The organism is Acetomicrobium flavidum (assembly GCF_900129645.1).
Lineage (GTDB): Bacteria > Synergistota > Synergistia > Synergistales > Acetomicrobiaceae > Acetomicrobium > Acetomicrobium flavidum.
In genome coordinates, this window is record NZ_FSQZ01000001.1 from 1,105,846 (window position 1) to 1,128,075 (window position 22,230).

The following is a 22,230-nucleotide window of genomic DNA, read 5'->3' on the forward strand; positions in this document are numbered from 1 at the left end:
TTGCGGATTATAGCCGTTGCGAATCAAAAGGGTGGCGTGGGCAAGACCACATCGTGCGTGAATATAGCTGCTGCCTTAGGCTACAGGGGGAGGCAAGTCCTTATCGTGGATATGGATCCGCAGGGTCACAGCACCAGCGGACTGGGGATTGATAAGGGCACTTTATCTTGCAGCGTCTATGATGTCCTCATAAATGACTTAAGCCCTGAAAGGGCAGTTTTCCCCACACAGTGGAAGGGAGTCTTCGTCCTGCCTGCCAGGCTCGAGCTTGCGGGGGCCGAGGTGGAGCTTGTGGGATTGCTGAGTCGTGAGAGCAGATTGGCCAAGGCCTTATCGAAGATTGACGGCTTTGACCTGGCACTTGTGGATTGTCCTCCTTCGCTTGGCCTTTTGACGGTAAATGCCCTTGTGGCCGCGGAATCGGTGATCGTTCCCATACAGTGTGAGTACTACGCCCTCGAAGGGCTATCTCAGCTCGTTGGGACTATAGAGCTCGTTAAGCGCCATCTTAACGAAAAGCTACGCATTGGCGGAGTGATCCTGACCATGTACGACGGCCGGACCAACCTCTCCAAGGAGGTGGCAGACGAGGTTCGAAGGCAATTTCCCGATCTCGTATTTTCGACCGTCATCCCTAGAAACGTCAGGCTTTCGGAGGCCCCAAGCTTCGGTCAGCCCGTAATTTACTACGACCCTCAGTGCATCGGTGCCATGGCTTACATGTCCTTGGCCGAGGAGGTGGAAGAAAGATGGCTAAACAAAAAAAGGCCTTAGGAAAGGGATTGGAGGCATTATTTGCCTCCTCCGGGGACATTAAACCGACCATTGAAAAAGAGGAAGGCGAGACAGGAAAAAATACGCTTCTTTCCGTCGATGAGCTGGTCCCTTCCTCATTTCAGCCTCGGCAAAATATCAAGGACGAAAGTTTGTTGTCCCTGGCCGACTCGATAAGGGAACACGGCCTGCTTCAGCCCATCATAGTAAGGCGCATAAACGACCGCTACGAGATAGTCGCTGGAGAAAGGCGGTGGAGGGCTGCTAAGCTTGCAGGCCTGGCGGAAGTGCCCGTCGTGATTGTCGATTTAAGCGACAGCGAATCGCTTGAAGTGGCGTTGGTGGAAAACCTGCAGAGGGAGGACCTCTCTCCCGTTGAAGTAGCTCGCTCGCTTTTTGAATTGACAAGACGTTTCGGTTTGACCCATGAGGAGATGGCTTCCCGTTTGGGCTGGAGTCGTCCTGCCGTGACCAACAAGCTTCGCCTCCTCGACCTGCCTTCGCAAGTCCAGGACATGCTTGACAAGGGAGAGCTGTCCGAAGGTCATGCCAGGGTCCTTTTGGTGATTGACTCAAGCGATGACCAGATACTGCTTGCAAAAAGGGCAGCAGAGATGTCCTGGTCCGTTCGAAGGTTGGAAGAAGAGATCGGGAAGCTAAAACAAAATGGAATGACCAAGCAAAAAAGATCATCATCGGTGAAGCTGCCCATTGGCGAAAGCCTGGGGCTTCATGTGGTGCTTAAAAGGTCTAACGACGAGACAAGGTTGATCATAGGAGGTCTCGACGACAGTAAGGCAAATAAGCTGATAGATCTGCTTAAAAACCACCTGGAGACGTTATTTGATGAAGATTGACTTCAGGGACATAGCGATATTTGCCAAGATAGTCTCCTCCGGGCTTTTGATCGCAGGCTTCATATTGCTCGGCTATTATCTTGGGCTTCGTATCGCAGAAAAGTACGGTCTGAGCGAATCGCTTCCCCTTTTGGGGGCTTTGATTGGTGCAGCGTTGGGGTTTCAGCAGTGCTGGGCAATGGTCAAATCCGTTATAGACCAGGTCAAAAGATCAAAGTAAAAGAAAAGGTGGGATGTCGGATGGATCTTGGACTTGAAGGAAAGGTAGCCCTTGTATTGGCATCAAGTTCCGGCTTGGGCAAGGCGATCGCCACGGAGCTTGCAGGGGAAAAGGCAAAGGTAGTGATAACCTCTACCAACGAAAACAAGCTGATCGCTGCCAGGATGGACATAAAAGAGCGCACCGGAAACGAGCCGCTGCATTACGTGTGCGACGTTACCAAAGCTCGTGACATCGAGAATCTGGTTAGTTTTGTCATAGAACGCTACGGTACCGTCCATATATTGGTCAACAACGCCGGCGGTCCGCCCCCCGGAAAGTTCGAGGACTTTGGCGATGACGTCTGGCAAAGGGCCTTTGAGCTGAACCTCTTAAGCTATGTGAGGGCCATAAGGCAAGTCTTGCCCCACATGAAGAGGATGCGTTGGGGCAGGATAGTAAACTCAACGTCTTCGTCAGTGCGAGAGGTTATAGACAACTTGATGCTATCAAACACATTTCGCCTGGGCGTCATAGGCATGACTAAGACGCTTGCTCGGGAAGTTGCCCAATACAACATATTGGTGAACGCCGTGGGCCCAGGAAGGTTTCAAACGGATCGCATAGAGCAGCTTGACAGGGCGGTGGCAGAGCAGAAAAAACTGCCCTTGGAGCAAGTCCGTGCCGCCATGGTAAGCCAAATCCCCATGGGAAGATATGGGGATCCATCGGAGTACGGTCGATTGTGCGCATTCCTTTGTTCCGAGGCGAACAGCTATATAACGGGACAGACCATCGTCGCCGACGGAGGGATGCTCAGGGCGGTTCCGTAGGAAAATGCCAAGCGACGGCCTCATAGCGATCTTTGCTTAGACCACCTCCAGCCGCTTTCCAGATGGCATATATCTCCAAGGAGCGGAACGGTGGCCCTTCCATCTTCTTCCTCTACTATGGATACGCTGCAGTTGGCAAGCCTAAAACGCCAAAAGCCCGACAAGGGAAGCTCGAGCCAATGGCACAGCAGGCATTTTATGACTGCGTCATGGGTTACGATGATGGCTTGTACTTCGCCTCGTTGCCTTATCCTGTCCAGCACCTTTACGGCACGTCCCTGCACGTCTTTCAGGCTCTCGCCCCCAGGCATCAAGACCTTGTCGGGCTGCCTGAGCCACAGGTCAAAAAGCTCCGGATAGAGGCGCTTTACTTCTTCGACGTGCAGGCATTCCCACTCGCCGTGGTCTATCTCCATCAAGCCATCATCGATGAGGATCTCGTATCCGCCCCTTTCTGCCAGGGGCTTGGCTGTTTGTCTGGCCCTCAAAAGCGAGCTGCACCATACGGTGGCTTTTCCTATCTTTGTGGCAATGTTTGATGTAAGCTGTGCCTGCATCAGGCCCTTCTCGCTCAATGGCGCATCTTGCTTTCCCTGAAATATTTCCCTGGCGTTCCAGGTCGTCTCTCCATGTCGTATCAGATAATATCGCAACTTCCTCACTCCCCGTTCAGGTTTATGAGATGTGCCCACAACAAATCAGCATCCTTCTGGATCTTTTCCATTATCTCCCTGGGTGCGCTGCTGTCCAGCTGCAGGGCTGCTATGGCAAGCCCGCTTCCGTTCTTTCTGCCCAGGGCGAAATTCGCTATGTTAACATTATAGTCTCCTAGCAGCGTTCCTATCTTTCCTATGACGCCAGGCCTGTCGTGGTTCGAGAAAAGCAGTATCCAACCTTCCGGCACGAAGTCTATCTCGTAACCGTCAACGCGAACTATTCGCTTCTTGCCCTCCTCGGTCACCGTGCCGTCCATGGAAAACGCCTTGTTTTGAGACTTGATCTCCACGGAGAGGATGTTTTTGTACGTCCTTGCCTCGGTGCGGCTTTCAAAGATACTGACGCCCTGCTCCTTGGCCAAAAGCGGTGCCGACATGGCATTTACCTCAGGGCCAAGCCTGACCTCGAGCAACCCCTTCAGTGCGGCCGTGGTAAAGGGCATGTATCTGTAGGGCAGCTCAAAGGGCAGATTCAGCTCGAATTCCTCAAATAAGGGGCCCGCCATGGTAACGGTCATTTTGGCTATGTGCTCCTTGACCACGCAGGCGGCGATCATGCCCATCCTCCTTGCAAGGGACAGAAATTCCCTTTCCTGTAGCGTCATCCTGTTTTCCATGTAGGGGATGTTCACGGCGTTCTCGTAAGGTTCGCCGTTTAGCGCCTTGATCAAATTTTTTACCACTATCTCTGCAACAGCCTGTTGGGCTTCCTTGGTGTTGGCCCCTATGTGGGGGGTTAGCACCACCTTGGCGGCTATCTCGGGGTCAAAAAGCGGGCTTCCCTTTGGGGGTTCGACTGCGTGAACGTCGAAGGCCGCTCCTGCCAGCCTACCTTCCTTCAGCGCCTCTGCACATGCCCTTTCGTCCACAATCCCTCCCCTTGCGCAGTTGATCAGGTAAGCTCCCTTTTTGATCGATCTCAGGGCTTCGTCGTCTATCATGTTTTTGGTCTCGCCCGTTAAAGGCACGTGAATGGTTACGAAGTCTGCAAGCGCCAAAGCACCATGTAAGTCATCTAAGCGCCTTACCCCAAGGTTTTCTACCTTCTTCGCGTTTATGTAAGGGTCGTAGCAAAAGACTTCCATTCCCAAGGCCTTTGCCCTCGTGGCCACGGAAGAACCTATCCTCCCCAGCCCTATTATTAGAAGCGTCTTGCCGTAAAGCTGCGTCCCAAGAAAATTCTCCCTCCTCCACTCCCCTTTCCGCAGGGAGTTATTTGCCTGGGGGATCTTTCTTGCCACGGCGATAATCATGCCCATCGTCAGTTCTGTGGCGGCCAGCGTGTTTCCCGTCGGAGAGTTCAGCACTATTACACCTCTTTTGCTGGCAGCTTCCAAGTCGATGTTGTCAACTCCCACTCCTACCCTGGCAACGACCTTTAGGTTTTTACCTGCATCGAGCAACTTTGCATCGACGGCCGTGCCGCTTCTCGTAATCAATGCGTCTGCGTCCTTGACGGCCTCATAAAGCTCCTCTTTAGATAAGTCGAGTCTAACGATCGTCTCAATGTTCGGCGCTTCGTATAAGTCCCTTAAGCCCTCTTCGTGGATGTGCTCCGTGATCAATACCCTATGCATCGCCTTTGCCACCTTCCTTGTGGAAGAATAAGAAAAGGGCCGGAAGGTATCGCCTCCGGCCCTTTTAACAGCTTAGCTTAAACTTTAAATTACGCTACACCTGATCACGCGGCCAAAAGCAACACCCTTCTCTATCTTGGCTGGAAGACCAAGATCGGGAACAACTGCCGCCGCATGATCCGCAAACTGCATTTCGATTCATCATCATAGCTACGACCTGCCATCGTATTGAGATTTATGTTTTTATAATACTCTTGCTAAAAGTTGTCAAGGGGTCTTAAGTTTACCTACTCGGCGCTAAGGAATTTCCGATCTTAAGGATCGACATGGATCACATCTTCTTCCTTGAGCATGTCGCATCCCTCCTTTAATGCTGGAATGCTAGCTCATTCGTGCCCATCCATTTCATATGTATAGTATGGGAAACAAGGCAGTTGCAAGCCTCGTTTCCCATACCTCATGAGTTTTTAGCGTTCGATATAGGCTTGATGTGCGAAGGTCATCTCGAGCGGAATGATCTTTAAGCCCTTGACGTAATTACGGTAGCCAGTCACGTTATTCATCCAGTATAAGGTGATCCATGAAGCGTCTTGAACTATCAATTCCTGCGCCTTCCTGTAAATCTCCTTGCGTTTTTCCGGATCTACGGCGCTCATTCCTTCTTCTATCAGTTTATCGACCTCGGGGTTTTTGTAGAAGTTGTTGTTATCGTTAGGAGACCAGTTTGAGGAATGGAAGAGTGGGCGCAGCACCCAATCCGCATCTCCGGTAGACGGTGACCAGCCTAACAAGTACATATCAACGTTATTTTCCTCAAGAGGTTTGGAAAGCGTTGCGAGGTAGGAACCCCACTCCATGGTGACAAGCTTTGCATCCACGCCGATATCCTTCAGATATGCCTGCACTGCCTCCGCAACCTTATAGTCCATCAGGTAGCGCCCGTGGGGAGTCATCAAATTGACGGAAAGCTTTTTCCCGTTTTTGTCAAGGATCCCGTCGCCGTTCGTATCTTTCCAGCCTGCCTCCGCTAGGAGCTCTTTGGCTTTTTGTGGATTGTAAGAATAACCCTTGACCTCGGCGTAGCCATTGGTCTTTGGGGCCAGAGGCGTATCCAGAGGCACTCCCATGCCCTTTAGGATGTTATCGCATATGGCCTTTTTATCTACGGCATAGTTGAATGCACGGCGTACCAAAACGTCCTTTGTGACGCCCTTCTGGCAGTTCATGCCTATGTAGATGACGCGCAAGGATGGGGCTATCTTAACCACTATATCTTTATTGGCCTTGAGGCGTTCTATGTCGAAGGGAGAAAGCCTCTCGGCAACATCCAACTCTCCCGTCTCCAGCATCATGGTGCGAGAGGTGTCTTCAGGCACTACCTTAAAGACAAGCTCATCGAGCTTTGGCCTGCCTCCATGGTAGCCGTCGAAAGCAGTTAGCCTTATCTGATCGCCCACGGCCCAATCTTTGAACTTAAAGGGGCCAGTGCCCGAGGGCTTTCGTCCTATGTCCGCCTTGGCATCGATCAGTGTCGGGTCTACTATCAACCCTGCCGTATGGCATAAGGTGTGAAGGAAAGGACCGAAGGGTTGGGGCAACACGAACTGTACGGTGTATTCATCCACTGCGTTTACCTTGCTGATGACTGGTTGATAAAGGGAACTCCTTTTCAATCCGCCGGCAAGTATCCTGTCGAAGCTTTTTTTGACGGCCTGGGCATTAAAGGCAGCACCGGAGTGGAATTTGACGCCCTTTTTCAAATGAAAGGTCCATGTCTTGCCGTCTTGGGAAACGCTCCAATCCGTGGCTAGCTTGGGAATTATGTTCATGTCTTCGTCAAACCCGACAAGCCCCTCGTAGATATGGTGGCAAACCTCCTCCGAAGGATTATCCGTCACGTTGGCAGGATCTAACGCGACTGGTTCGACGCCTTGTCCTATTGTAAGCTTCATTGCAGCTGTTGCAGGTGAGACCATTAAAAATATAGCGAAGGTCAAACATAGCAACACAATTAAATAACGCTTCATTTCTACCCCCTCCTTTTTAACTAAACTATTAATTTTATATTTTACTCCAAATTGGTCTGCCCTTAGCTATCACTCCCTTTAGGTTCCATTCGCTGTCAAATATCAGTAAGTCTGCGTCAAGGTCCACGGCAATTTTGCCCTTCTTGCCAAGTCCCAACCTTTGTGCCGGATTTGTGGAGAATACGGAAATAGCCTTTTCAGGTCCCATTAAGTCGACCAAGTGCAAGAACTGTTTCAGGAAGTCCTCGGGCGTAGTTATCTTTACATCCAGCAGATGCCCTTCCGCATCGAAAAGCGGCGAACTTCCGCCAGCATCCGAGCTCACAGTAATGCGATCCAAGGGCACTCCTGCCTCCACAAGATGAATTATGGCTTCACAAGCCTGAGGATGTTCCATGTCACTTGTAGCCGTAAAATCAACATTCCCTCCATCGAGTGCAAATTTTAGCGCTTCGCCAAGGACTGTCTCGTTTCTGTTCATGTGAGTCGGCAGAAAGTGATACAGCGGGATCGATGTCCTTTTATTGGTCTCGCGGACGATGTAAAGGGGGTCGGGATATGTCCCGACGTGCAGATGAAATATCCCAACCTTGCCGCTCAAGATTCCGGCCACGCGTACTTGAGAGGCAAGGCGGATGAACTCCTCTACTGTTGGGTGTGAAGAGCGATGATCTGCTATGGCAGCTTTTAAACCCAGGACCTTTTCTATGGCGATGATGTCTGTGGCGACATCTCCTGTGATGGTTACCGGTGGAATTTTGTATGAACCGGTAAATATATACGTCGATATGCCCTGCATTTCCAAAGCGTAAGCTTTCTGCAACACCTCCATGACGCTTCTGGCGTATCCGTCCGTTCCCAGCAAGCCTACAGCGGTAGTTATGCCGGATTCAAGAAGCGAAGATAAGCTCAAAGGTTCTGCCCTGAAGATAGGGCCGCCTTCCCCGCCTGCGCCTGCGAAGTGCACATGAAGATCTATCAGGCCTGGAGTAACGATGAAGCCCGAAAGATCCATGGTCTTCGTCTCGGCAGGTACAGAGGTGATGTTGCTTCCCAGGGCCAACACCTTGCCGCCGCCAGTAAATATATCGACATCTCCCATATCCTGAGGCGCAAAGACACGGGCATTCTTCAACAACAGCATGACTTTTCCACCTTCTTCTTTAAGATTTTAGACTAAATGGCAGGCTACCCAATGACCTGCCTTCACTTCCCTAAAATCCGGCATTATTTCCCTGCAAATGTCAGCTGCCTTGCGGCAGCGAGGGTTAAAGGGACAGCCGGATGGAGGGCTTACCGGGCTTGGTATGTCTCCCTCGATGACTTTTGTCTCTATGTCCTCAGGGGGAAAGGAAATCTTGGGGATACTGCTTAAAAGCGCCTGAGTGTAGGGATGCAGGGGCTGTGAGAAAAGCTCTCCCTTGGGCGAGCTTTCCATGATCTTACCCAAATACATGACGGCCACGTTGTTGCTTATGTGTCTCACCACGGCCAAGTTATGGGATATGAAGAGGTAAGTGAGCCCTCGCAATCGCTGGAGCTTTTTAAGCAGGTTCAATATCTGGGCTTGTACTGACACATCTAGGGCGCTGGTGGGTTCGTCCAGGACGATAAACTCGGGATTTAAGGCAAGTGCCCTGGCGATGGCTATGCGCTGTCTTTGACCGCCGGAAAATTCATGGGGGTAGCGATTTAAATGTTCCTCTCTCAGCCCTACCTCGACAAGTAAAGCAGCCACCTTTTCTGTGAGCTCTTTTTCACTTTCTGCCAAGCCATGGAGCTTCATTCCTCTACCTACGATGTCCCTTACGGTCATGCGTGGATTTAGCGAAGCAAAGGGATTTTGAAAGACCACCTGGACTCGTCTCCTGAACTGTTTAGGGTTGTCTTTTAAAAATTCGTCAATCGGCCTGCCATCGAATATGATGCTGCCTGCCGAGGGTTCAAGGAGTCCTAAAAGTAGCAATCCCGTGGTAGACTTGCCGCTGCCTGATTCGCCTACCAGGCCCAATGTCTTGCCGGCATCTATGGAAAAGGAAACGCCGTCGACGGCCCTCACCCATCCAATAGGCTTTGATCGTACGATTCCCCTCCCTATTGGAAAGTACTTGCACAAGCCCTCAGTGCTAACGAGCGTAGACATGGCACGCAACCTCATGGGCAGGCTTCACGGCTTTTAAGGGAGGCCTTTCTATTTTGCACGCATCCGTCGCAAGGGAGCAGCGCGGATGAAAACGACATCCGGAAGGTGGATCGGTAGGGTTCGGCAATGTCCCTTCGATGACGGCAAGCTCGTCTTTATCCTCGTCAACCCTTGGAATAGCTGCCAGCAACCCCTTCGTATAGGGATGCAGGGGATCTTGAAAAAGATCTTCCACCCTACCCTGCTCGACGATCAAACCAGAATACATGACTGCTACCCTGTGAGCCATTGTGGAAATGACCCCTAAATCGTGGGAGATCAAAAGGACGCTGCTTCCGTAATCCCGCTGTAATCTCTTTATCAGGCTCAAGATTTGGGCCTGAATTGAGACATCCAATGCCGTGGTTGGTTCGTCGGCTATTAAAAGTTTTGGATTTAGCGAAAGGGCCATCGCTATCATGACGCGCTGTTTCATGCCCCCGGAGAGCTGATGGGGATAGCGGTTGACCGTCTTCTGAGGGTCCGGGATGTTGACCAGACCGAAAAGCTCTGCTGCCCTTAAGATTCCCTTTCGAATGGGGGTGCCAGTATGTGCCCATATAGCTTCGGCCACTTGGAATCCCACCCTTAATACTGGGTTTAAGCTACTTGCCGGATCTTGAAAGATCATGGCGATGTCCTTGCCCCTAATATGGCGCATTTGCTGTTCCGACAAGGAGAGCAACTCTCTGCCATTGAAAAGAATGCTTCCTTGTACAATTTTGCCTGGTGGAGAAGGAATAAGTCCCATTATCGATGTAGCCGTGACCGACTTTCCGCAGCCCGTCTCCCCTACGAGGCCCAATATCTCTCCTTGCCCGATCGAAAAAGAGACCCCGTCAAGAGCTTTAACCGTACCCTCGTCGGTATAAAAGTACGTAGCAAGATCTCTCACTTCAAGCAACGGTTCCATTTGCTTCTACTCCTTGAGCCTCGGATTTAGGGCGTCCTGCAGGCCGTCTCCGAGGAAATTAAATCCCAACACCGTGATCATGATGGCAAGGCCTGGGAAAATGGCCACGTGGGGAGCCGCTCGCAGATACATCCTGGCGCTTGAAAGCATTGTGCCCCACTCCGGATTCGGTGGCTGTACCCCAAGGCCAAGGAAGCCAAGGCCAGAGGCCGTGAGCAATACTGTAGCCATGCGAAGCGTAGTTTGAACGATAATAGGGGAAAGGGCGTTTGGCAAGACGTATCGGAGAATTATCGCGGCATCGCTTTCGCCAATTGCCTTTGCTCCAACGATGTATTCGTTCGCTCTCACAGCCAGCACTGCTCCTCTTGTGATGCGCGCAAATTGCGGGACGGAATAAACGCCGATGGCAATGATGAGGTTCCTCAAGCTGGGCCCGAGCATGGCCACAATGGCCAACGCCAAAAGCATTCCTGGGAATGCGAGTAGTATGTCCATAAATCGCATGATTACCTCGTCGATCTTTCCGCCGTAATATCCTCCAAGGGCACCGAGCAATATCCCGATAATAAGTGCCAGGACGACAGAGCTTAACTGTATCAGTAGCGATATACGCGCTCCCCAGATGATGCGGGACAATATATCCCTGCCAAAATCGTCGCAACCGAGTAAATGCCTGACGTTTGGCGACTGAAAGCTTTCGGCGAGGTTTTGCTTGGTCGGGTCGTAAGGGGATATGTAGGGAGCAAAGATGGCACAAAATACATAAAGGGACACTATGATAAGCCCTATCACGGCTATTTTGTTCTTCTTCAGTTGGTTCCATATGGCAAACGCGGGGTGTTTGATCTTCTTCTCAGTCATAGCGAATCCTCGGATCCAGAAAGGCATAAAGAATATCTACGCCTAAGTTGACCATGACGAAAAGGCCGGCCACCAAAACGAGGGAAGCCTGTACCACGGGGTAATCTCTGGCCATGATGGAATCGACTATCAAGCGTCCTATCCCAGGCCAGGAAAATACGGTCTCCGTGAGCACAGCTCCAGCAAGCATATATCCGAATTCAAGCCCCACTACGGTAACCGTCGGTATCAGCGCATTCCTCAGGGCGTGGCGATAGACCACTATTCTTGAGGGCAATCCTTTCGCTTTGGCCGCCGTTATGTAGTCCTGCTTTAGGATATCCATCATGCTGGAACGGGTCATGCGAGCTATAACTCCGGCGGAAGAGGTACCAAGCACGATCGCCGGCAGTATCAAATGTCTTAGGTCGCCCATGCCGCCGGATGGAAGCCACATCAAATACACCGAAAATATCATTATCAAGATGAGTCCCCACCAAAACACGGGCATCGATACGCCCAGAAGGGCCATAGTTGTAGCGATATAGTCCACGATGGAATGCCGACGGACTGCTGAAAGTATGCCGGCTATCATCCCGACGGTTAGGGCCACTAAAATACTTGCACAAGAAAGTTTTAGGGTATTTAAAATCCTCGGAGCTATGACGTTAACTACGGGCATCTCGTACTTGAGCGATATGAGGCTGCCATCGAAGATGCCCTTCAAGAACATGAAGTATTGGACGAAAAGTGGCTTGTCCAGGCCAAAACGCACCCGTAGGGCTGCAACGTCTTCAGCGGAAGCTTCAAGCCCGGCGAGTAACTTCGCCGGATCTCCAGGTGCCAAGTGCAACATGAGGAAAGCGATGACGGAGACGCCAATTAAGACCGGGATGAGAAGTATAAGTCTTCTGACGATGAACTTTATCATATAAGTCCCCCTGTCTCAACTTATTGCTTTAACGTCGTTTAATTATAGGCCGATATGGTCGTTAAAGGCAACTAGAGAATAACGCCGGCAAGCAAGAGTATGCACGAAGAGTTTTAAAAACATGGTGAAATTGACGCTGTCTTGGTTCGAATGCCAATTGCGCACTTGCATTATATGTGATAATATTGCCACATATTTATCGGGAGGGATTAACTGTGGAAATCGAAACCCAACGCAAAAAGGCCATGCTCTTAAAGGCCATGGGGCATCCCATTCGCATCGAAATCATCGAAATGTTGGGCGAAAGGGAGATGTGTGCCTGCGAAATTGCAAGCCTATTTGATTACGACAGAACTACTGTCAGCAAACACTTGGCCATCCTGAAAGATTTGGGAATTATAGAGCAAAGGCGGGACGGATTATACATCTATTACAGTCTTAAATTGCCTTGCTTGATTCCCATGCTTCAATGCATTGAACATGCCATTTTGGGCGATCCGGTTGAAATTCAATTTTGTTCCAAATGTTCATGCTCCAAGGACGGCAACGAAATTTAACAAGGATAAACGGGCGGTAAAGGGGATATTTCGATGAGCGACAGAAAAAAATTCGCATTGATACTGTTCGCATTTCTTTTCTTTTACTTTATACCGGCAGATTCACCCAGGGTATCGGCCGCAGCTTCGGAGGCGCTGGCGATGCTTCATGAATATGCCAGGGAACATGTCCTGCTTTGCTTAGTTCCTGCTTTTTTCATAGCGGGTGCCATTTCCGTTTTCATCAGCCAACAGTCCGTCATGAAATATCTTGGAAGCGGTGCGAACAAGTTCGTGTCCTATTCGGTTGCAGCAGTATCGGGCACGATTTTAGCCGTATGTTCCTGCACCGTTCTTCCTCTGTTTGCAGGAATTTACGCCAGGGGGGCCGGAATAGGCCCTGCTTCCACATTTCTTTACTCCGGACCTGCTATCAATGTGTTGGCCATAATTTTAACGGCGAGGGTGTTGGGCTTCGAGATGGGCTTGGCCAGAGCTATCGGTGCGATTTCTTTCAGCATAGTAATTGGGCTGGCGATGTCATTTATATTTAGAAAGGACGAAGAACAAAGAAGGGAAATTTTCGCTGTTTCAGTCGAAGACAGTGCATCTCGTCCTTTGTGGCAGCCGGCATCAGTTATGGCCGGCATGATTTGCTTCTTGATATTCGCAAACATTGCAGCTCCTAAGGTGGATGCAGGTTTTTGGGCGCAACTTCATAGCGTTAAATGGACAGCAGCATTGATCAGCCTATCCTATGTAGTGTTTGCGGCGGGAAAATGGTTCAAAGAGGAAATATCTGATTGGTTCAGAGCAACTTGGGGATATGCGCTTCAGGTATTGCCATTGCTTTTTGCCGGCGTACTGATCGCAGGCTTTCTTTTCGGACGTCCCGGACGGGAAGGCATCATCCCGAGCGCTTACGTCTCTTATCTGGTGGGTGGCAACTCGATCTTCTCTAATTTTTTTGCCTCGATCGTTGGGGCCTTAATGTATTTTGCCACGCTAACGGAAGTGCCGATATTACAGGGTCTTTTGGGCGCAGGAATGGGCAAAGGACCGGCACTTGCCCTTCTTTTAGCCGGCCCTGCTCTATCATTGCCAAGCATGCTGGTAATAAAAACAGTACTGGGGACCAAAAAGACCCTTACGTACGTAGCCCTTGTGGTGCTGCTTTCTTCGCTGGCTGGAATGATTTATGGCAGCCTTGAATAAGCGGAATTTTTAAACAAATATATTCTATATGTCGATGAGCCTGCCCTGATAAAGGAATTTAACGCAACAAAAGGCAGGCTCATCTATACAATATGCTTATAGATCATCTAATTACCCACAAATATTTTTTAATGTCTCTTTTAATGCCTCTTCCGACGGAACTTTTCCTGCAATAACGACCTTGCCGTCAACCGCTAAGGCTGGGGTGATCATGACACCGAAGGATACTATTTTGTTAATGTCCGTAACCTTCTCGAGCTCGTAGTCGAGATTAAGTTCTCTTGCAACCTTTTCGGCCATATCGGCAAGCTTCTTACATTTAGGGCACCCCGTGCCAAGCACTTGTATTTTCAACTTGCAATCAACTCCCTTGTCCGTTAGATATGTGACAATTATATCACATATTATCTACATGATGATCCTGGCTAGTCAATACACAATCCACGGCATTCGGATATTGCGCTTCACTGTTGCCCTCTCCTGCGTCTAGATGCCACCTCAGTCGCAAAGTAGCAAATCGCTGCGATCACGATTATCGCTGCGCCTGACGTTAGGTTAAATTTGTATGCCACCATCAAGCCGGACACCGAAAAGATGAGGCTTAGTAAGGTCGAAGTTATCATCATTCCGGCCAGGGAACGACAAAACCTTTCGGCTATGTAGGGCGGAATGGAAAGAAGCGCAATGACCAAGATAAGGCCTACTATGCGGATTATCAGCACGACGGAAAACGATATCAGCACTATTACGGCAAAGTGCAGAAAAGTGACGGGTATGCCCCTTGTGCGTGCGTATTCCTCGTCGTAAGAGTAGGCCAATAGCTGGCCGTAAAATGTAGGCACGAAGGCAGAGAGGATAAGACACAGCAAGCCCATCGATATTATGTCGCCCTTAGTGACCATCAATATGCTCCCAAATAGGTAGCTCATCAGGTCTGCTCCGTAGCCGGGCGTGAGGTCTGAAAATATCACGCCGATCGCCATGCCTACCGCCCATATGATGCTTATTATGGTGTCGGCCCGCGATTTTGCCCGAAGCGTAATCCATGCCATGAAGCAGGAAGAAACCAGGGCAAAACCTAAGGCTCCAAGTTGCGGCGAGAAACCGAAGAACAAGGCCATGCCGATGCCACCATAAGCGGAGTGGGCCACTCCTCCGGCCATGGAGACCAGGCGTTTGCTCACCACGATCGTGCCGGTTATCCCGCATATGACGCTCGCAAGCACGGCGGCAATCACCGCATAGCGCATGAAGTCGTATTGCAAGGCCTCAAGCATCGTGATCACCGTCGTGTTTTGCCAACACCCTGTGGGGTATGCCATGGGCCACCAGCTCGACGGGACAGGAACCGTAGGCCATCTGTAACATCTCCGCGGTTATCTCGTTTGAATCGTGATAGTAAACCGTGCCGTTGACGCAGGCCACGGCCGTGGCGTAGCTTGTGATGACCGTCATGTCGTGGCTTACGAGCACTATGGTGATGCCCTTGTTTAGTTCTTTCAGCTTATCATAGAGGATCCTTTGTGCCTCCACGTCGACGCTGGCCGTCGGTTCGTCCAAAAGCAGGATCTTGGGCTTGGAAACTAGCGCCCTCGCTATGAGCACGCGCTGGCGCTGCCCCTGGGAAAGCTCGCTCATCCTGGCATGGGCGTACTCATTCATGCCCATCATCTCCAGGGCTTCCTGTGCCATCCTTCTGTCTTCCTTGGTGTAAAAGCACTTTAATCCCCGAAGCCTGCCCATTAACACTACGTCCAACACCCTTACGGGGAAGTCCAGGTTGATGTTTGCGTTTTGGGGGATATATCCCAGAAGGTACGAGCACTGCGTCGGCTCCAATCCTCCCAAAAGCCTTACGCTGCCCCTTTGGGGGACGTAAAGTCCCAGGATTAGCTTTAGCAGGGTGGTTTTGCCTCCCCCGTTTGGCCCTATTATGACCAAAAACTCCCTTTGGGGAACCGAAAACGACACGCTTCGCAGGACTGGGGAGTTATTGTAGGAAAACCAAACGTCATCAAAGAGGATATCATAGGGCGAAGCAACTTGAAGGCCCATCTACAACACCCTCGCAAAGGTATTTGCAACCGACAATAGATTGTTGGCCCAATCCTTTGACAGAGGATCTATCTCTGTCAACCTGGCTCCTATCGCGTCGGCGACCGCTTTGGCGCCCTTCTTCGAATGTTGTGGCGATACGAATATGGCTTTAACCCCTTCGGCCTTCGCTTCTTCTATGAGGCGGGCCAGATCGGCACCCTTCGGTTCCTTTCCTTCTACCTCGATTGGAACTTGCGTAAGTCCGTAATCTTTGGCGAAACGTCCCCACGAAGGATGAAAGACCACGAATTTCTTGCCCCTGACACCCTTCAGCGTATCCCATATCTTGATGTCTAAGGCGACGATATCCCCCAAGAAATCCTGGAAGTTTTTTCTGTAGACTTCTGCGCCCTTCGGGTCTGCTGATATAATTCCGCGGTATACGTTGTCTGCTATCTTTAGCATGGCAAGCGGCGACGTCCATATATGCGGGTCCTGTTCGTTCCCGTAGCCGGGCAATCCGTATCCGACATCTACTACTGCTAAATTCGGGTTGGAGGACTTGATCTTGGGCAAGATGACCCTTTCAAACGGAAAATCCGTCGAAAAATATATGCCTGCCTTAGACAAGCTTGCCATCTGCTTCGGCTTGGGCTCAAAGGTATGGGGATCGTCGCTCGGGCTTATCATGGAGTATACCTGAACCCTTCCCTCGCCTATGCGTTCTATGCAATAGGCAATGGGCGGTACCGATGTGAATGCCATAAGCTGGGGTTGCCCTTCCGCTGCCGGCGCAAGGGACGCCACAAGAATGATGGCGATAATGGACAGCAACATATCAATCTGTAATTTTAGTTTCATTTTCCTTCCTCCCTTCTTCTGCACTGCGCGCACAAACCTTCTATGGTGACGACCAATTGATGTACCTCAAATCCCATCTTCTCCAAGGACCTTATCTCCCTGGAAGCCGTCACCTCAAGCGGTGGCAGACAAAAGAGCCTGCCACATCCCTTACAGCAAAAGTGCGCATGGGGAATGACTCCGGCATGCGTCCCGCTGTAATAACGGCAGTTGCCCATCTCTGCTACGCATGTCACCAAGCCGGCCTCTTCAAAGGCCTTTAAGGTACGGTATACGGTAGCAAGATCAACGGCCTTCGCTGACTCATCCAGTGCGATATGAAGATCCCTTGCAGTGAAGTGACACCCCATCTCCAGGATCTTTTTTAATATGGCCAGGCGCTGCCTCGTAACCGGTAAGCCCTTTTCTTCCAAGATGCGCAAAACTTCCCCGTCTTCCATGTCCTTAATTTTATATAGTTTGCAAAGGATTTGCAAACATGCCTTCTGTGGGAGTCGCCCTGGCGGTAATGTAGCTTTGAACGTGTTATAATCCAGTCGGGCTTAGATTGCTTTAGACAAAAATGTTTCACGTGAAACATTTAAGGGAGGGTAAGGACTATGTACGTACTTCATGCACCTTGGCGTATGGCCTACATAAATCAGTCGAGTTCCGAGAAGATAGATTGTATTTTCTGCGCCTTCACCAAGGAGGACAACGACGAAAAGAGGCTCATCCTATATCGCGGCAAAAGGGCTTTTGTCATGATGAACGCCTTTCCCTATAACACGGGCCATTTGATGGTCGCCCCATACCGCCACTGCGGAGACTACGATGACCTTGATGGGGAAGAGCTTCTGGAGATAAACGAGCTTGTCCAAAGGTGCATAAAGCTGCTGAAGAAGGTCATGGCGCCACATGGTTTTAACATAGGGATAAACATGGGTAAGGTAGCAGGTGCAGGCTTTGAAGGACACGTTCACGTGCATATCGTTCCCCGATGGGAAGGCGATACGAACTTCATGCCCGTGATTGGGGAGACGAAGGTAATACCTGAGGCCTTAGACGTGACTTACAGAAAGCTAAAAGAGGCGTGGGAAGGGTAAGGTGGGAGAAAGTTACGTCTATCTCGAACCTAAAAAGGACAGCGAGGTAAGGTTTACGATCAAAAGATCGCATTTCATAGGCCACGCCAGGCTTGCCAGATCCGTGGAGCAGGCCAAAGAGATCGTAAGGGAAATATCGATGAAGTATTTGGATGCGACGCACAACTGCTGGGCCTACAGGGTTGGAGCGGATGTGCCACAAAGACATTGCTCTGACGCCGGAGAGCCCTCCGGAACTGCGGGGAAGCCCATATTGGGCGAAATAGAGCGAGCAGGATTGACAAATGTTGTGGTCGTCGTCACGCGGTACTTTGGAGGGATAAAGCTTGGAGTCAGGGGTCTCATAGAGGCTTACGGCCAAACGGCGAGGATGGCCATAGAGGCGGCGGGAGCGGTTCGCAGATTCAAGAGCAAAGTTCTATTGATAGAGCTCCCATATGACAAAGAAGGCCTCATTCGCTTCAAATTTAAGTCGCTTGCAGCAGAAGATGCCGCATGGCGGGTTTCTTATGGAGAAAATGTCCGCCTATGCGGCGAGATTTCTCTGCCTAACGTCGAAGAAGCAGAGCGGTTGCTTTTGAGCCTGGCGGGGCAGGGCATCATATTTACCTGGAAATGGCTTGACGATTAAGTTTCCCGATTTGTTCGGAGGTGAATGGCTTTATGTCCGATTTAAAGACAAGGTCCCTGGTGTCGGCAGCTTTGTTCGTATGTCTGACGGCAATAGGAGCCTGGATTCGTATTCCCTTTCCCTTGGTTCCCATGACTCTCCAGGTACTTTTCGTATTGCTTTCCGGCATGTGCCTGGGGCCAAAATTGGGTGCCATGTCGCAGGCTGCCTATCTGCTAATGGGATTGATGGGCCTGCCGGTCTTTGCCGGCGCAAGCGGTCCGCATATATTGTTTTCGCCCACCTTTGGCTATTTGGCGGGCTTTATTCTGGCTTCCTACGCAGCGGGTAAGGTATCAAAAGAAAGGACAAGCCTCCTTGGGCTCCTTGGCTCTTCCGTGGTGGGCCTTTTGGCCATATATGCCTGCGGGACGATCGGCTTGTTCCTTAACTTGAATTTCATAGTGGGAAAAGACATATCCTTCATCGGAGCAGTTAAAATAGGGGTGCTTCCCTTCCTTCTTGCTGACGGGTTAAAGGCAGCTGCGGCGACCATAGTGGCCTATCGGGTGGTGCCGCAGCTTTCAAGGATAAAGGCTGGTGCGGAAGCTAAAGGCAAGGCTTGAAGCCTTAGCCTGCAGGGTTCCCTTATGGCTTTTGCTGGATCAGGGGTTCTACGAACTGGATCTCGGAGTCCCAAGGAAAGAGTATCCACGTATCCTGGCTTACCTCGGTGATATATGTATCAACGTATGGCTTTCCGTCGGGCTTGGCGTAAACTGTGGCAAAATGGGCATCGGGGAGCATCTGCCTTACGATCCTGGCGGTCTTTCCCGTATCGACAAGGTCGTCAATGATGAGGGCATTTTCTCCGTTTATGCCCTCAATGCTCTTTATTATCTTGAGCTCTCCCTGCTGTCTTAGCGTGTAGCTCGATACGCATATGGTATCTACGTAATGTATGTCCAATTCCCTGGCTATTATCGCAGCCGGCACCAAACCGCCCCTAACGACGGCGATTATCTTGTCCCACGACCTGCCGCTGTCTATGAGTCGCCAAGCGAGCGCCCGGCTGTCCCTGTGAAGCTGATCCCAAGAAACTGGATAGGTTCTTCTGTAGCGATTTTTGTCAGCCATGTTGCATCCCCTCTTAACTTTTTTCTTTTAAAAAGCAATGTATACCCTGTTGACATTCAAGGCGATCGAAGAAACATGCTATATACGCAAGCTTTTGGTATAGTGTTATTAAAGGATTTACTTAATTGAATAGAGCCAAAAAAGACGGTAAAATTTTAGCATAAAGATTATAACATAATTCACAACAGGAGGTTGAGGAATGATGAAGAGGTTTTTCCCGGCAATTGCTCTTCTGGCAGTCATCCTATTTTGCGCCCCCCTCATGGCCTTTGAGGCCGTACCTGCCGACAAGCTCAAAGCGGCATGGCTTTATAACGGTCCCATAGGCGACGGCGGATGGACTTACATGCACGACCTTGGAAGGCTTGATGTAGAAAAGGCCTTTCCTCAGGTCAAGACCATGTACGTCGAGTCCGTGCCCGAGGGGCCCGACTCCGTAAGGGCCATGGAAAACTTCATCAGGAACGGTGCCAAGGTCATCTTTGCCACTTCCTTCGGCTACATGGATTACGTCCAGGAGGTTGCTTCCCGACATCCCGACGTGATCTTCATGCACTGCTCCGGATTCAAGATGGCCGATAACGTGGGCGTCTACTTCGGCCGCATGTATCAGGCTAGATATCTGTCCGGACTCATAGCCGGAAGCATGACGAAGAAAAACGTGATCGGTTTTGTGGCCGCACACCCCATCCCTGAAGTGGTGAGGGGGCTTAACGCCTTTGCCCTGGGAGTGCGCAAGGCCAACCCTAATGCCAAGATAAAGGTAGTGTGGCTCTTCTCGTGGATAGATCCCGGCAAGGAGAAGGAAGCAGCCAAGGCCTTGGTCGATGCCGGGGCGGATGTGCTTGCGATGCATGCTAACACCGGCTCCGTTCCCCAGGCAGCGGAAGAAGCCGGCGTCTATGTGGTGGGCTACAACAACGACATGTCGAGATATGCCCCCACCAAACACCTCACGGCTCCCGTCTGGAACTGGGGCGTCGTATATAAGTACACCATAGATAAGGTCATCAAAGGAACCTGGAAGCCCGAGAACATATGGTGGGGCCTGGATAAAGGCATGGTCGGCCTTGCCCCCTACAGCAAGGACGTTCCCGACAGCGCCAAAAAGCTCGTAGAAAGCGAAAGACAGCGCATAATCTCCGGCAAGTGGGACGTATTTGAAGGGCCCATCAAGGACAACCAGGGCAAGCTCAGGGTAAAGCAGGGCGAGAGGTTGACGGATCAGGATTTGCTTTCCATGAACTGGCTTGTCGAGGGCGTTGAAGGTGAACTTCCTAAATAATAAATAGTTCAAAAATCTAAAAGGGGCATGCAGCTTTTTTGCATGCCCCTTAAGGTTGGTGTTACGGGTGGAGGACAAATATTTAGTGAAGATGCGCGGAATTACCAAATCCTTTTATGGGATGAAGGCAAATGACTGCGTCGATTTCGATCTAAGGGGCGGAGAGGTCCACGCCCTTCTTGGGGAAAACGGAGCCGGCAAAAGCACGCTCATGAGCGTGCTGTGCGGATTGTATCACCCCGACGAGGGGACCATAGAGGTGGAAGGCCAAAGGGTCGAATTTCGCTCTCCGCGAGACGCCATATCAAGAGGTATCGGCATAGTACATCAGCATTTCATGTTGGTCCCAAGCCTTACCGTGTGGGAAAACTTGGTATTGGGAAGCAAGGATCTGCCCTTTGTAGTCAACGAAGACGCCATTTGCGAGAGGATCAAGGACCTCTCGCAGCGCTACGGTCTTGATGTTGACCCCAGTGCGCCGATATGGACCCTTTCCATAGGCGAACAGCAACGGGTGGCCATATTGCGCATGCTCTATCATGAAGCCAAGATATTGATCCTGGACGAGCCGACCTCGGTGCTTACCCCCCAGGAGATCGAACATCTATTTTCAACAATTAAACACATGAAGAAAGAAGGCTACGGCATAATTTTCATCTCCCATAAGTTAAGGGAAGTTTTCGAGATCTCCGACAGGATAACCGTGTTGCGAAGAGGGAAGGTCGTCGGCTCCCTGAATGCCCGGGAAGCCACTCCGGAAATGTTGGCGGAGATGATGGTTGGCTCATCCGATACGGGCGAGATCCCAAGGACAAAAAAGAGCCCCGCAACGAAGGGTAAGCCCATCTTGATAGCGGAAGGTTTAGTCGTCAGAAATGACAAGGGGCTAGTTGCCGTCGACGGAGTTTCTTTTACCTTAAGGGAGGGGCAAATATTCGGCATAGCAGGCGTCAGCGGTAATGGCCAGGGAGAGCTTGCAGAAGCATTGGCAGGCATGCGAAGGATCGAGAGTGGGAAGCTATATTTGGTGACCGAGGATGTGACTTCGGCCTCCGCGAGGCACATGGTAGATCTGGGTGTCAAATACGTTCCGGCCGATCGAAAGGGTGTTGGACTGGTCCCGAACATGAACGTGGCTGAAAATGTGGCCCTTAGAAAATATTGGCATTCCCCTTACAGCAAGGGCTTTTTTATAGATTGGGATGAGGTTCATAGGCACAGCAAGTCGTTGGTGGAAAGCTATGAAATACTTACGCCCGGGCTTGACGTGCCCGTGAGAATGCTGTCGGGGGGCAACCAACAGAAGCTGATTTTGGCAAGGGAGCTCTCCGATAACCTTAGGCTGCTTGTTGCCATGCAACCCACATGGGGACTGGACGTCAAGGCCACGGCCTTCGTGAGGGAAAAGCTCATGTCGGCCAGGGCCGAGGGCGCAGCGGTATTGCTCATATCGGAGGACCTCGACGAGCTTCTGGCCTTAAGCGACGAACTTGCTGTTATCTACCGGGGAAAGATCATGGGCATCCTGGAAGGACCCGGGGCAGGGGACATTGAAAGGATTGGGCTTATGATGGCAGGCATTTCATCCAACTCTTGAGGGGGAAGTTGTTCG

General features: G+C 50.8%; 25 protein-coding genes. 11 read left to right on the forward strand and 14 right to left on the reverse strand.

All coding sequences use genetic code 11. From position 1 onward, the window contains the following. From BUQ78_RS05680 to BUQ78_RS05695, 4 genes are read left to right on the forward strand one after another with little or no spacing between them, the layout of a single operon-like run. Entirely contained in the window at positions 1 to 774 is a 774-nt protein-coding gene (locus BUQ78_RS05680; protein WP_014807883.1) for a ParA family protein, read from the forward strand. Next, a complete protein-coding gene (locus BUQ78_RS05685; RefSeq protein WP_014807882.1) occupies positions 750 to 1,631 on the forward strand; it encodes a ParB/RepB/Spo0J family partition protein in 882 nt (293 codons plus the stop codon). The genes BUQ78_RS05680 and BUQ78_RS05685 overlap by 25 nt, the downstream gene beginning before the upstream one ends. Next, a complete protein-coding gene (locus BUQ78_RS05690; protein ID WP_014807881.1) occupies positions 1,621 to 1,851 on the forward strand; it encodes an AtpZ/AtpI family protein in 231 nt (76 codons plus the stop codon). The genes BUQ78_RS05685 and BUQ78_RS05690 overlap by 11 nt, the downstream gene beginning before the upstream one ends. A 20-nt stretch (positions 1,852 to 1,871) precedes the next feature. Then, positions 1,872 to 2,663: an SDR family oxidoreductase gene (locus tag BUQ78_RS05695; protein ID WP_074199557.1), complete on the forward strand. Its 792-nt coding sequence runs from the start codon at positions 1,872 to 1,874 to the stop codon at positions 2,661 to 2,663. Positions 2,664 to 2,683: 20 nt separating this feature from the next. Here the strand turns inward: BUQ78_RS05695 and BUQ78_RS05700 are convergent, their stop codons facing one another. The 8 genes from BUQ78_RS05700 to BUQ78_RS05735 form a co-directional block, all read right to left on the reverse strand. Continuing rightward, the gene (locus BUQ78_RS05700) at positions 2,684 to 3,325 is read right to left on the reverse strand and encodes a histidine phosphatase family protein (RefSeq protein ID WP_318259532.1); all 642 of its coding nucleotides are present in this window, start codon (positions 3,323 to 3,325) and stop codon (positions 2,684 to 2,686) included. After that, positions 3,322 to 4,956 carry a phosphoglycerate dehydrogenase gene (gene serA, locus BUQ78_RS05705; protein ID WP_014807878.1) on the reverse strand — a complete coding sequence of 545 codons (1,635 nt, stop codon included), beginning with the start codon at positions 4,954 to 4,956 and terminating at the stop codon, positions 3,322 to 3,324. The genes BUQ78_RS05700 and serA overlap by 4 nt, the downstream gene beginning before the upstream one ends. 467 nt (positions 4,957 to 5,423) lie before the next feature. Continuing rightward, positions 5,424 to 6,983 (reverse strand): glutathione ABC transporter substrate-binding protein, encoded by a 1,560-nt coding sequence (locus BUQ78_RS05710; RefSeq protein WP_014807877.1) that lies wholly within the window; start codon positions 6,981 to 6,983, stop codon positions 5,424 to 5,426. Between the two features lie 34 nt (positions 6,984 to 7,017). Then, on the reverse strand, positions 7,018 to 8,127 hold the full coding sequence (gene iadA, locus BUQ78_RS05715; RefSeq protein ID WP_014807876.1) for a beta-aspartyl-peptidase: 1,110 nt from the start codon (positions 8,125 to 8,127) through the stop codon (positions 7,018 to 7,020). Positions 8,128 to 8,154: 27 nt separating this feature from the next. Further along, a complete protein-coding gene (locus BUQ78_RS05720; protein ID WP_014807875.1) occupies positions 8,155 to 9,126 on the reverse strand; it encodes an ABC transporter ATP-binding protein in 972 nt (323 codons plus the stop codon). Continuing rightward, positions 9,110 to 10,078, reverse strand: coding sequence for an ABC transporter ATP-binding protein (locus tag BUQ78_RS05725; RefSeq protein WP_014807874.1), 969 nt, complete (start codon positions 10,076 to 10,078; stop codon positions 9,110 to 9,112). Before BUQ78_RS05725 ends, BUQ78_RS05720 begins: the two co-directional genes overlap by 17 nt. A gap of 6 nt (positions 10,079 to 10,084) precedes the next feature. Beyond that, the gene (locus tag BUQ78_RS05730) at positions 10,085 to 10,942 is read right to left on the reverse strand and encodes an ABC transporter permease (RefSeq protein ID WP_074199559.1); all 858 of its coding nucleotides are present in this window, start codon (positions 10,940 to 10,942) and stop codon (positions 10,085 to 10,087) included. Next, positions 10,935 to 11,852: an ABC transporter permease gene (locus BUQ78_RS05735; RefSeq protein WP_014807872.1), complete on the reverse strand. Its 918-nt coding sequence runs from the start codon at positions 11,850 to 11,852 to the stop codon at positions 10,935 to 10,937. The genes BUQ78_RS05730 and BUQ78_RS05735 overlap by 8 nt, the downstream gene beginning before the upstream one ends. 215 nt (positions 11,853 to 12,067) lie before the next feature. Here BUQ78_RS05735 and BUQ78_RS05740 point away from each other — a divergent pair, with 215 nt between their 5' ends. Together BUQ78_RS05740 and BUQ78_RS05745 are read left to right on the forward strand one after the other, a co-directional pair. Continuing rightward, on the forward strand, positions 12,068 to 12,409 hold the full coding sequence (locus tag BUQ78_RS05740; RefSeq protein ID WP_074199560.1) for an ArsR/SmtB family transcription factor: 342 nt from the start codon (positions 12,068 to 12,070) through the stop codon (positions 12,407 to 12,409). A gap of 33 nt (positions 12,410 to 12,442) precedes the next feature. After that, positions 12,443 to 13,603, forward strand: coding sequence for a permease (locus tag BUQ78_RS05745; RefSeq protein ID WP_074199561.1), 1,161 nt, complete (start codon positions 12,443 to 12,445; stop codon positions 13,601 to 13,603). A 111-nt stretch (positions 13,604 to 13,714) separates the two neighbouring features. Here BUQ78_RS05745 and BUQ78_RS05750 read toward each other — a convergent pair whose 3' ends face one another. The 5 genes from BUQ78_RS05750 to BUQ78_RS05770 all read right to left on the reverse strand — a co-directional run bounded on the left by BUQ78_RS05750 (position 13,715) and on the right by BUQ78_RS05770 (position 16,977). Then, complete coding sequence (locus BUQ78_RS05750; RefSeq protein WP_074199562.1) at positions 13,715 to 13,957, reverse strand: thioredoxin family protein; 243 nt, start codon at positions 13,955 to 13,957, stop codon at positions 13,715 to 13,717. 110 nt (positions 13,958 to 14,067) lie between these two features. Then, positions 14,068 to 14,925, reverse strand: coding sequence for a metal ABC transporter permease (locus BUQ78_RS05755; RefSeq protein WP_318259533.1), 858 nt, complete (start codon positions 14,923 to 14,925; stop codon positions 14,068 to 14,070). Continuing rightward, entirely contained in the window at positions 14,873 to 15,658 is a 786-nt protein-coding gene (locus BUQ78_RS05760) for a metal ABC transporter ATP-binding protein (RefSeq protein ID WP_074199563.1), read from the reverse strand. The genes BUQ78_RS05755 and BUQ78_RS05760 overlap by 53 nt, the downstream gene beginning before the upstream one ends. After that, positions 15,659 to 16,501 (reverse strand): metal ABC transporter solute-binding protein, Zn/Mn family, encoded by an 843-nt coding sequence (locus BUQ78_RS05765; RefSeq protein WP_074199564.1) that lies wholly within the window; start codon positions 16,499 to 16,501, stop codon positions 15,659 to 15,661. Further along, positions 16,498 to 16,977 carry a Fur family transcriptional regulator gene (locus tag BUQ78_RS05770; protein ID WP_014807864.1) on the reverse strand — a complete coding sequence of 160 codons (480 nt, stop codon included), beginning with the start codon at positions 16,975 to 16,977 and terminating at the stop codon, positions 16,498 to 16,500. The genes BUQ78_RS05765 and BUQ78_RS05770 overlap by 4 nt, the downstream gene beginning before the upstream one ends. Positions 16,978 to 17,100: 123 nt before the next feature. Here BUQ78_RS05770 and BUQ78_RS05775 point away from each other — a divergent pair, with 123 nt between their 5' ends. Genes BUQ78_RS05775 through BUQ78_RS05785 form a run of 3 tightly spaced genes read left to right on the forward strand, consistent with a single transcriptional unit; the run spans position 17,101 to position 18,822 of the window. Beyond that, positions 17,101 to 17,586 carry an HIT family protein gene (locus BUQ78_RS05775; RefSeq protein WP_074199565.1) on the forward strand — a complete coding sequence of 162 codons (486 nt, stop codon included), beginning with the start codon at positions 17,101 to 17,103 and terminating at the stop codon, positions 17,584 to 17,586. 1 nt (position 17,587) lies between these two features. Further along, positions 17,588 to 18,217: an IMPACT family protein gene (locus BUQ78_RS05780; protein WP_074199566.1), complete on the forward strand. Its 630-nt coding sequence runs from the start codon at positions 17,588 to 17,590 to the stop codon at positions 18,215 to 18,217. A 32-nt stretch (positions 18,218 to 18,249) separates the two neighbouring features. Next, positions 18,250 to 18,822, forward strand: a complete 573-nt coding sequence (locus BUQ78_RS05785) for a biotin transporter BioY (RefSeq protein ID WP_014807861.1) — start codon at positions 18,250 to 18,252, stop codon at positions 18,820 to 18,822. Between the two features lie 22 nt (positions 18,823 to 18,844). Here the strand turns inward: BUQ78_RS05785 and gpt are convergent, their stop codons facing one another. Continuing rightward, on the reverse strand, positions 18,845 to 19,333 hold the full coding sequence (gene gpt, locus BUQ78_RS05790; RefSeq protein WP_014807860.1) for a xanthine phosphoribosyltransferase: 489 nt from the start codon (positions 19,331 to 19,333) through the stop codon (positions 18,845 to 18,847). A gap of 202 nt (positions 19,334 to 19,535) precedes the next feature. Here gpt and BUQ78_RS05795 point away from each other — a divergent pair, with 202 nt between their 5' ends. Then, positions 19,536 to 20,618, forward strand: coding sequence for a BMP family ABC transporter substrate-binding protein (locus BUQ78_RS05795; RefSeq protein ID WP_014807859.1), 1,083 nt, complete (start codon positions 19,536 to 19,538; stop codon positions 20,616 to 20,618). Positions 20,619 to 20,709: 91 nt separating this feature from the next. Continuing rightward, a complete protein-coding gene (locus BUQ78_RS05800) occupies positions 20,710 to 22,215 on the forward strand; it encodes an ABC transporter ATP-binding protein (protein ID WP_074200179.1) in 1,506 nt (501 codons plus the stop codon). Positions 22,216 to 22,230: the final 15 nt, after the last annotated feature.

Excerpts from the sequence above, each read along its gene's own strand:
- BUQ78_RS05685 (WP_014807882.1), top strand. The coding sequence starts at position 750 with ATGGCTAAACAAAAAAAGGCCTTAGGAAAGGGATTGGAGGCATTATTT.
- BUQ78_RS05690 (WP_014807881.1), top strand. The coding sequence starts at position 1,621 with ATGAAGATTGACTTCAGGGACATAGCGATATTTGCCAAGATAGTCTCC.
- BUQ78_RS05695 (WP_074199557.1), top strand. The coding sequence starts at position 1,872 with ATGGATCTTGGACTTGAAGGAAAGGTAGCCCTTGTATTGGCATCAAGT.
- serA (WP_014807878.1), bottom strand. The coding sequence starts at position 4,956 with ATGCATAGGGTATTGATCACGGAGCACATCCACGAAGAGGGCTTAAGG.
- BUQ78_RS05710 (WP_014807877.1), bottom strand. The coding sequence starts at position 6,983 with ATGAAGCGTTATTTAATTGTGTTGCTATGTTTGACCTTCGCTATATTT.
- iadA (WP_014807876.1), bottom strand. The coding sequence starts at position 8,127 with ATGCTGTTGTTGAAGAATGCCCGTGTCTTTGCGCCTCAGGATATGGGA.
- BUQ78_RS05720 (WP_014807875.1), bottom strand. The coding sequence starts at position 9,126 with ATGTCTACGCTCGTTAGCACTGAGGGCTTGTGCAAGTACTTTCCAATA.
- BUQ78_RS05725 (WP_014807874.1), bottom strand. The coding sequence starts at position 10,078 with ATGGAACCGTTGCTTGAAGTGAGAGATCTTGCTACGTACTTTTATACC.
- BUQ78_RS05730 (WP_074199559.1), bottom strand. The coding sequence starts at position 10,942 with ATGACTGAGAAGAAGATCAAACACCCCGCGTTTGCCATATGGAACCAA.
- BUQ78_RS05735 (WP_014807872.1), bottom strand. The coding sequence starts at position 11,852 with ATGATAAAGTTCATCGTCAGAAGACTTATACTTCTCATCCCGGTCTTA.
- BUQ78_RS05745 (WP_074199561.1), top strand. The coding sequence starts at position 12,443 with ATGAGCGACAGAAAAAAATTCGCATTGATACTGTTCGCATTTCTTTTC.
- BUQ78_RS05755 (WP_318259533.1), bottom strand. The coding sequence starts at position 14,925 with ATGGCATACCCCACAGGGTGTTGGCAAAACACGACGGTGATCACGATG.
- BUQ78_RS05760 (WP_074199563.1), bottom strand. The coding sequence starts at position 15,658 with ATGGGCCTTCAAGTTGCTTCGCCCTATGATATCCTCTTTGATGACGTT.
- BUQ78_RS05765 (WP_074199564.1), bottom strand. The coding sequence starts at position 16,501 with ATGAAACTAAAATTACAGATTGATATGTTGCTGTCCATTATCGCCATC.
- BUQ78_RS05775 (WP_074199565.1), top strand. The coding sequence starts at position 17,101 with ATGTACGTACTTCATGCACCTTGGCGTATGGCCTACATAAATCAGTCG.
- BUQ78_RS05785 (WP_014807861.1), top strand. The coding sequence starts at position 18,250 with ATGTCCGATTTAAAGACAAGGTCCCTGGTGTCGGCAGCTTTGTTCGTA.
- gpt (WP_014807860.1), bottom strand. The coding sequence starts at position 19,333 with ATGGCTGACAAAAATCGCTACAGAAGAACCTATCCAGTTTCTTGGGAT.
- BUQ78_RS05795 (WP_014807859.1), top strand. The coding sequence starts at position 19,536 with ATGAAGAGGTTTTTCCCGGCAATTGCTCTTCTGGCAGTCATCCTATTT.
- BUQ78_RS05800 (WP_074200179.1), top strand. The coding sequence starts at position 20,710 with ATGCGCGGAATTACCAAATCCTTTTATGGGATGAAGGCAAATGACTGC.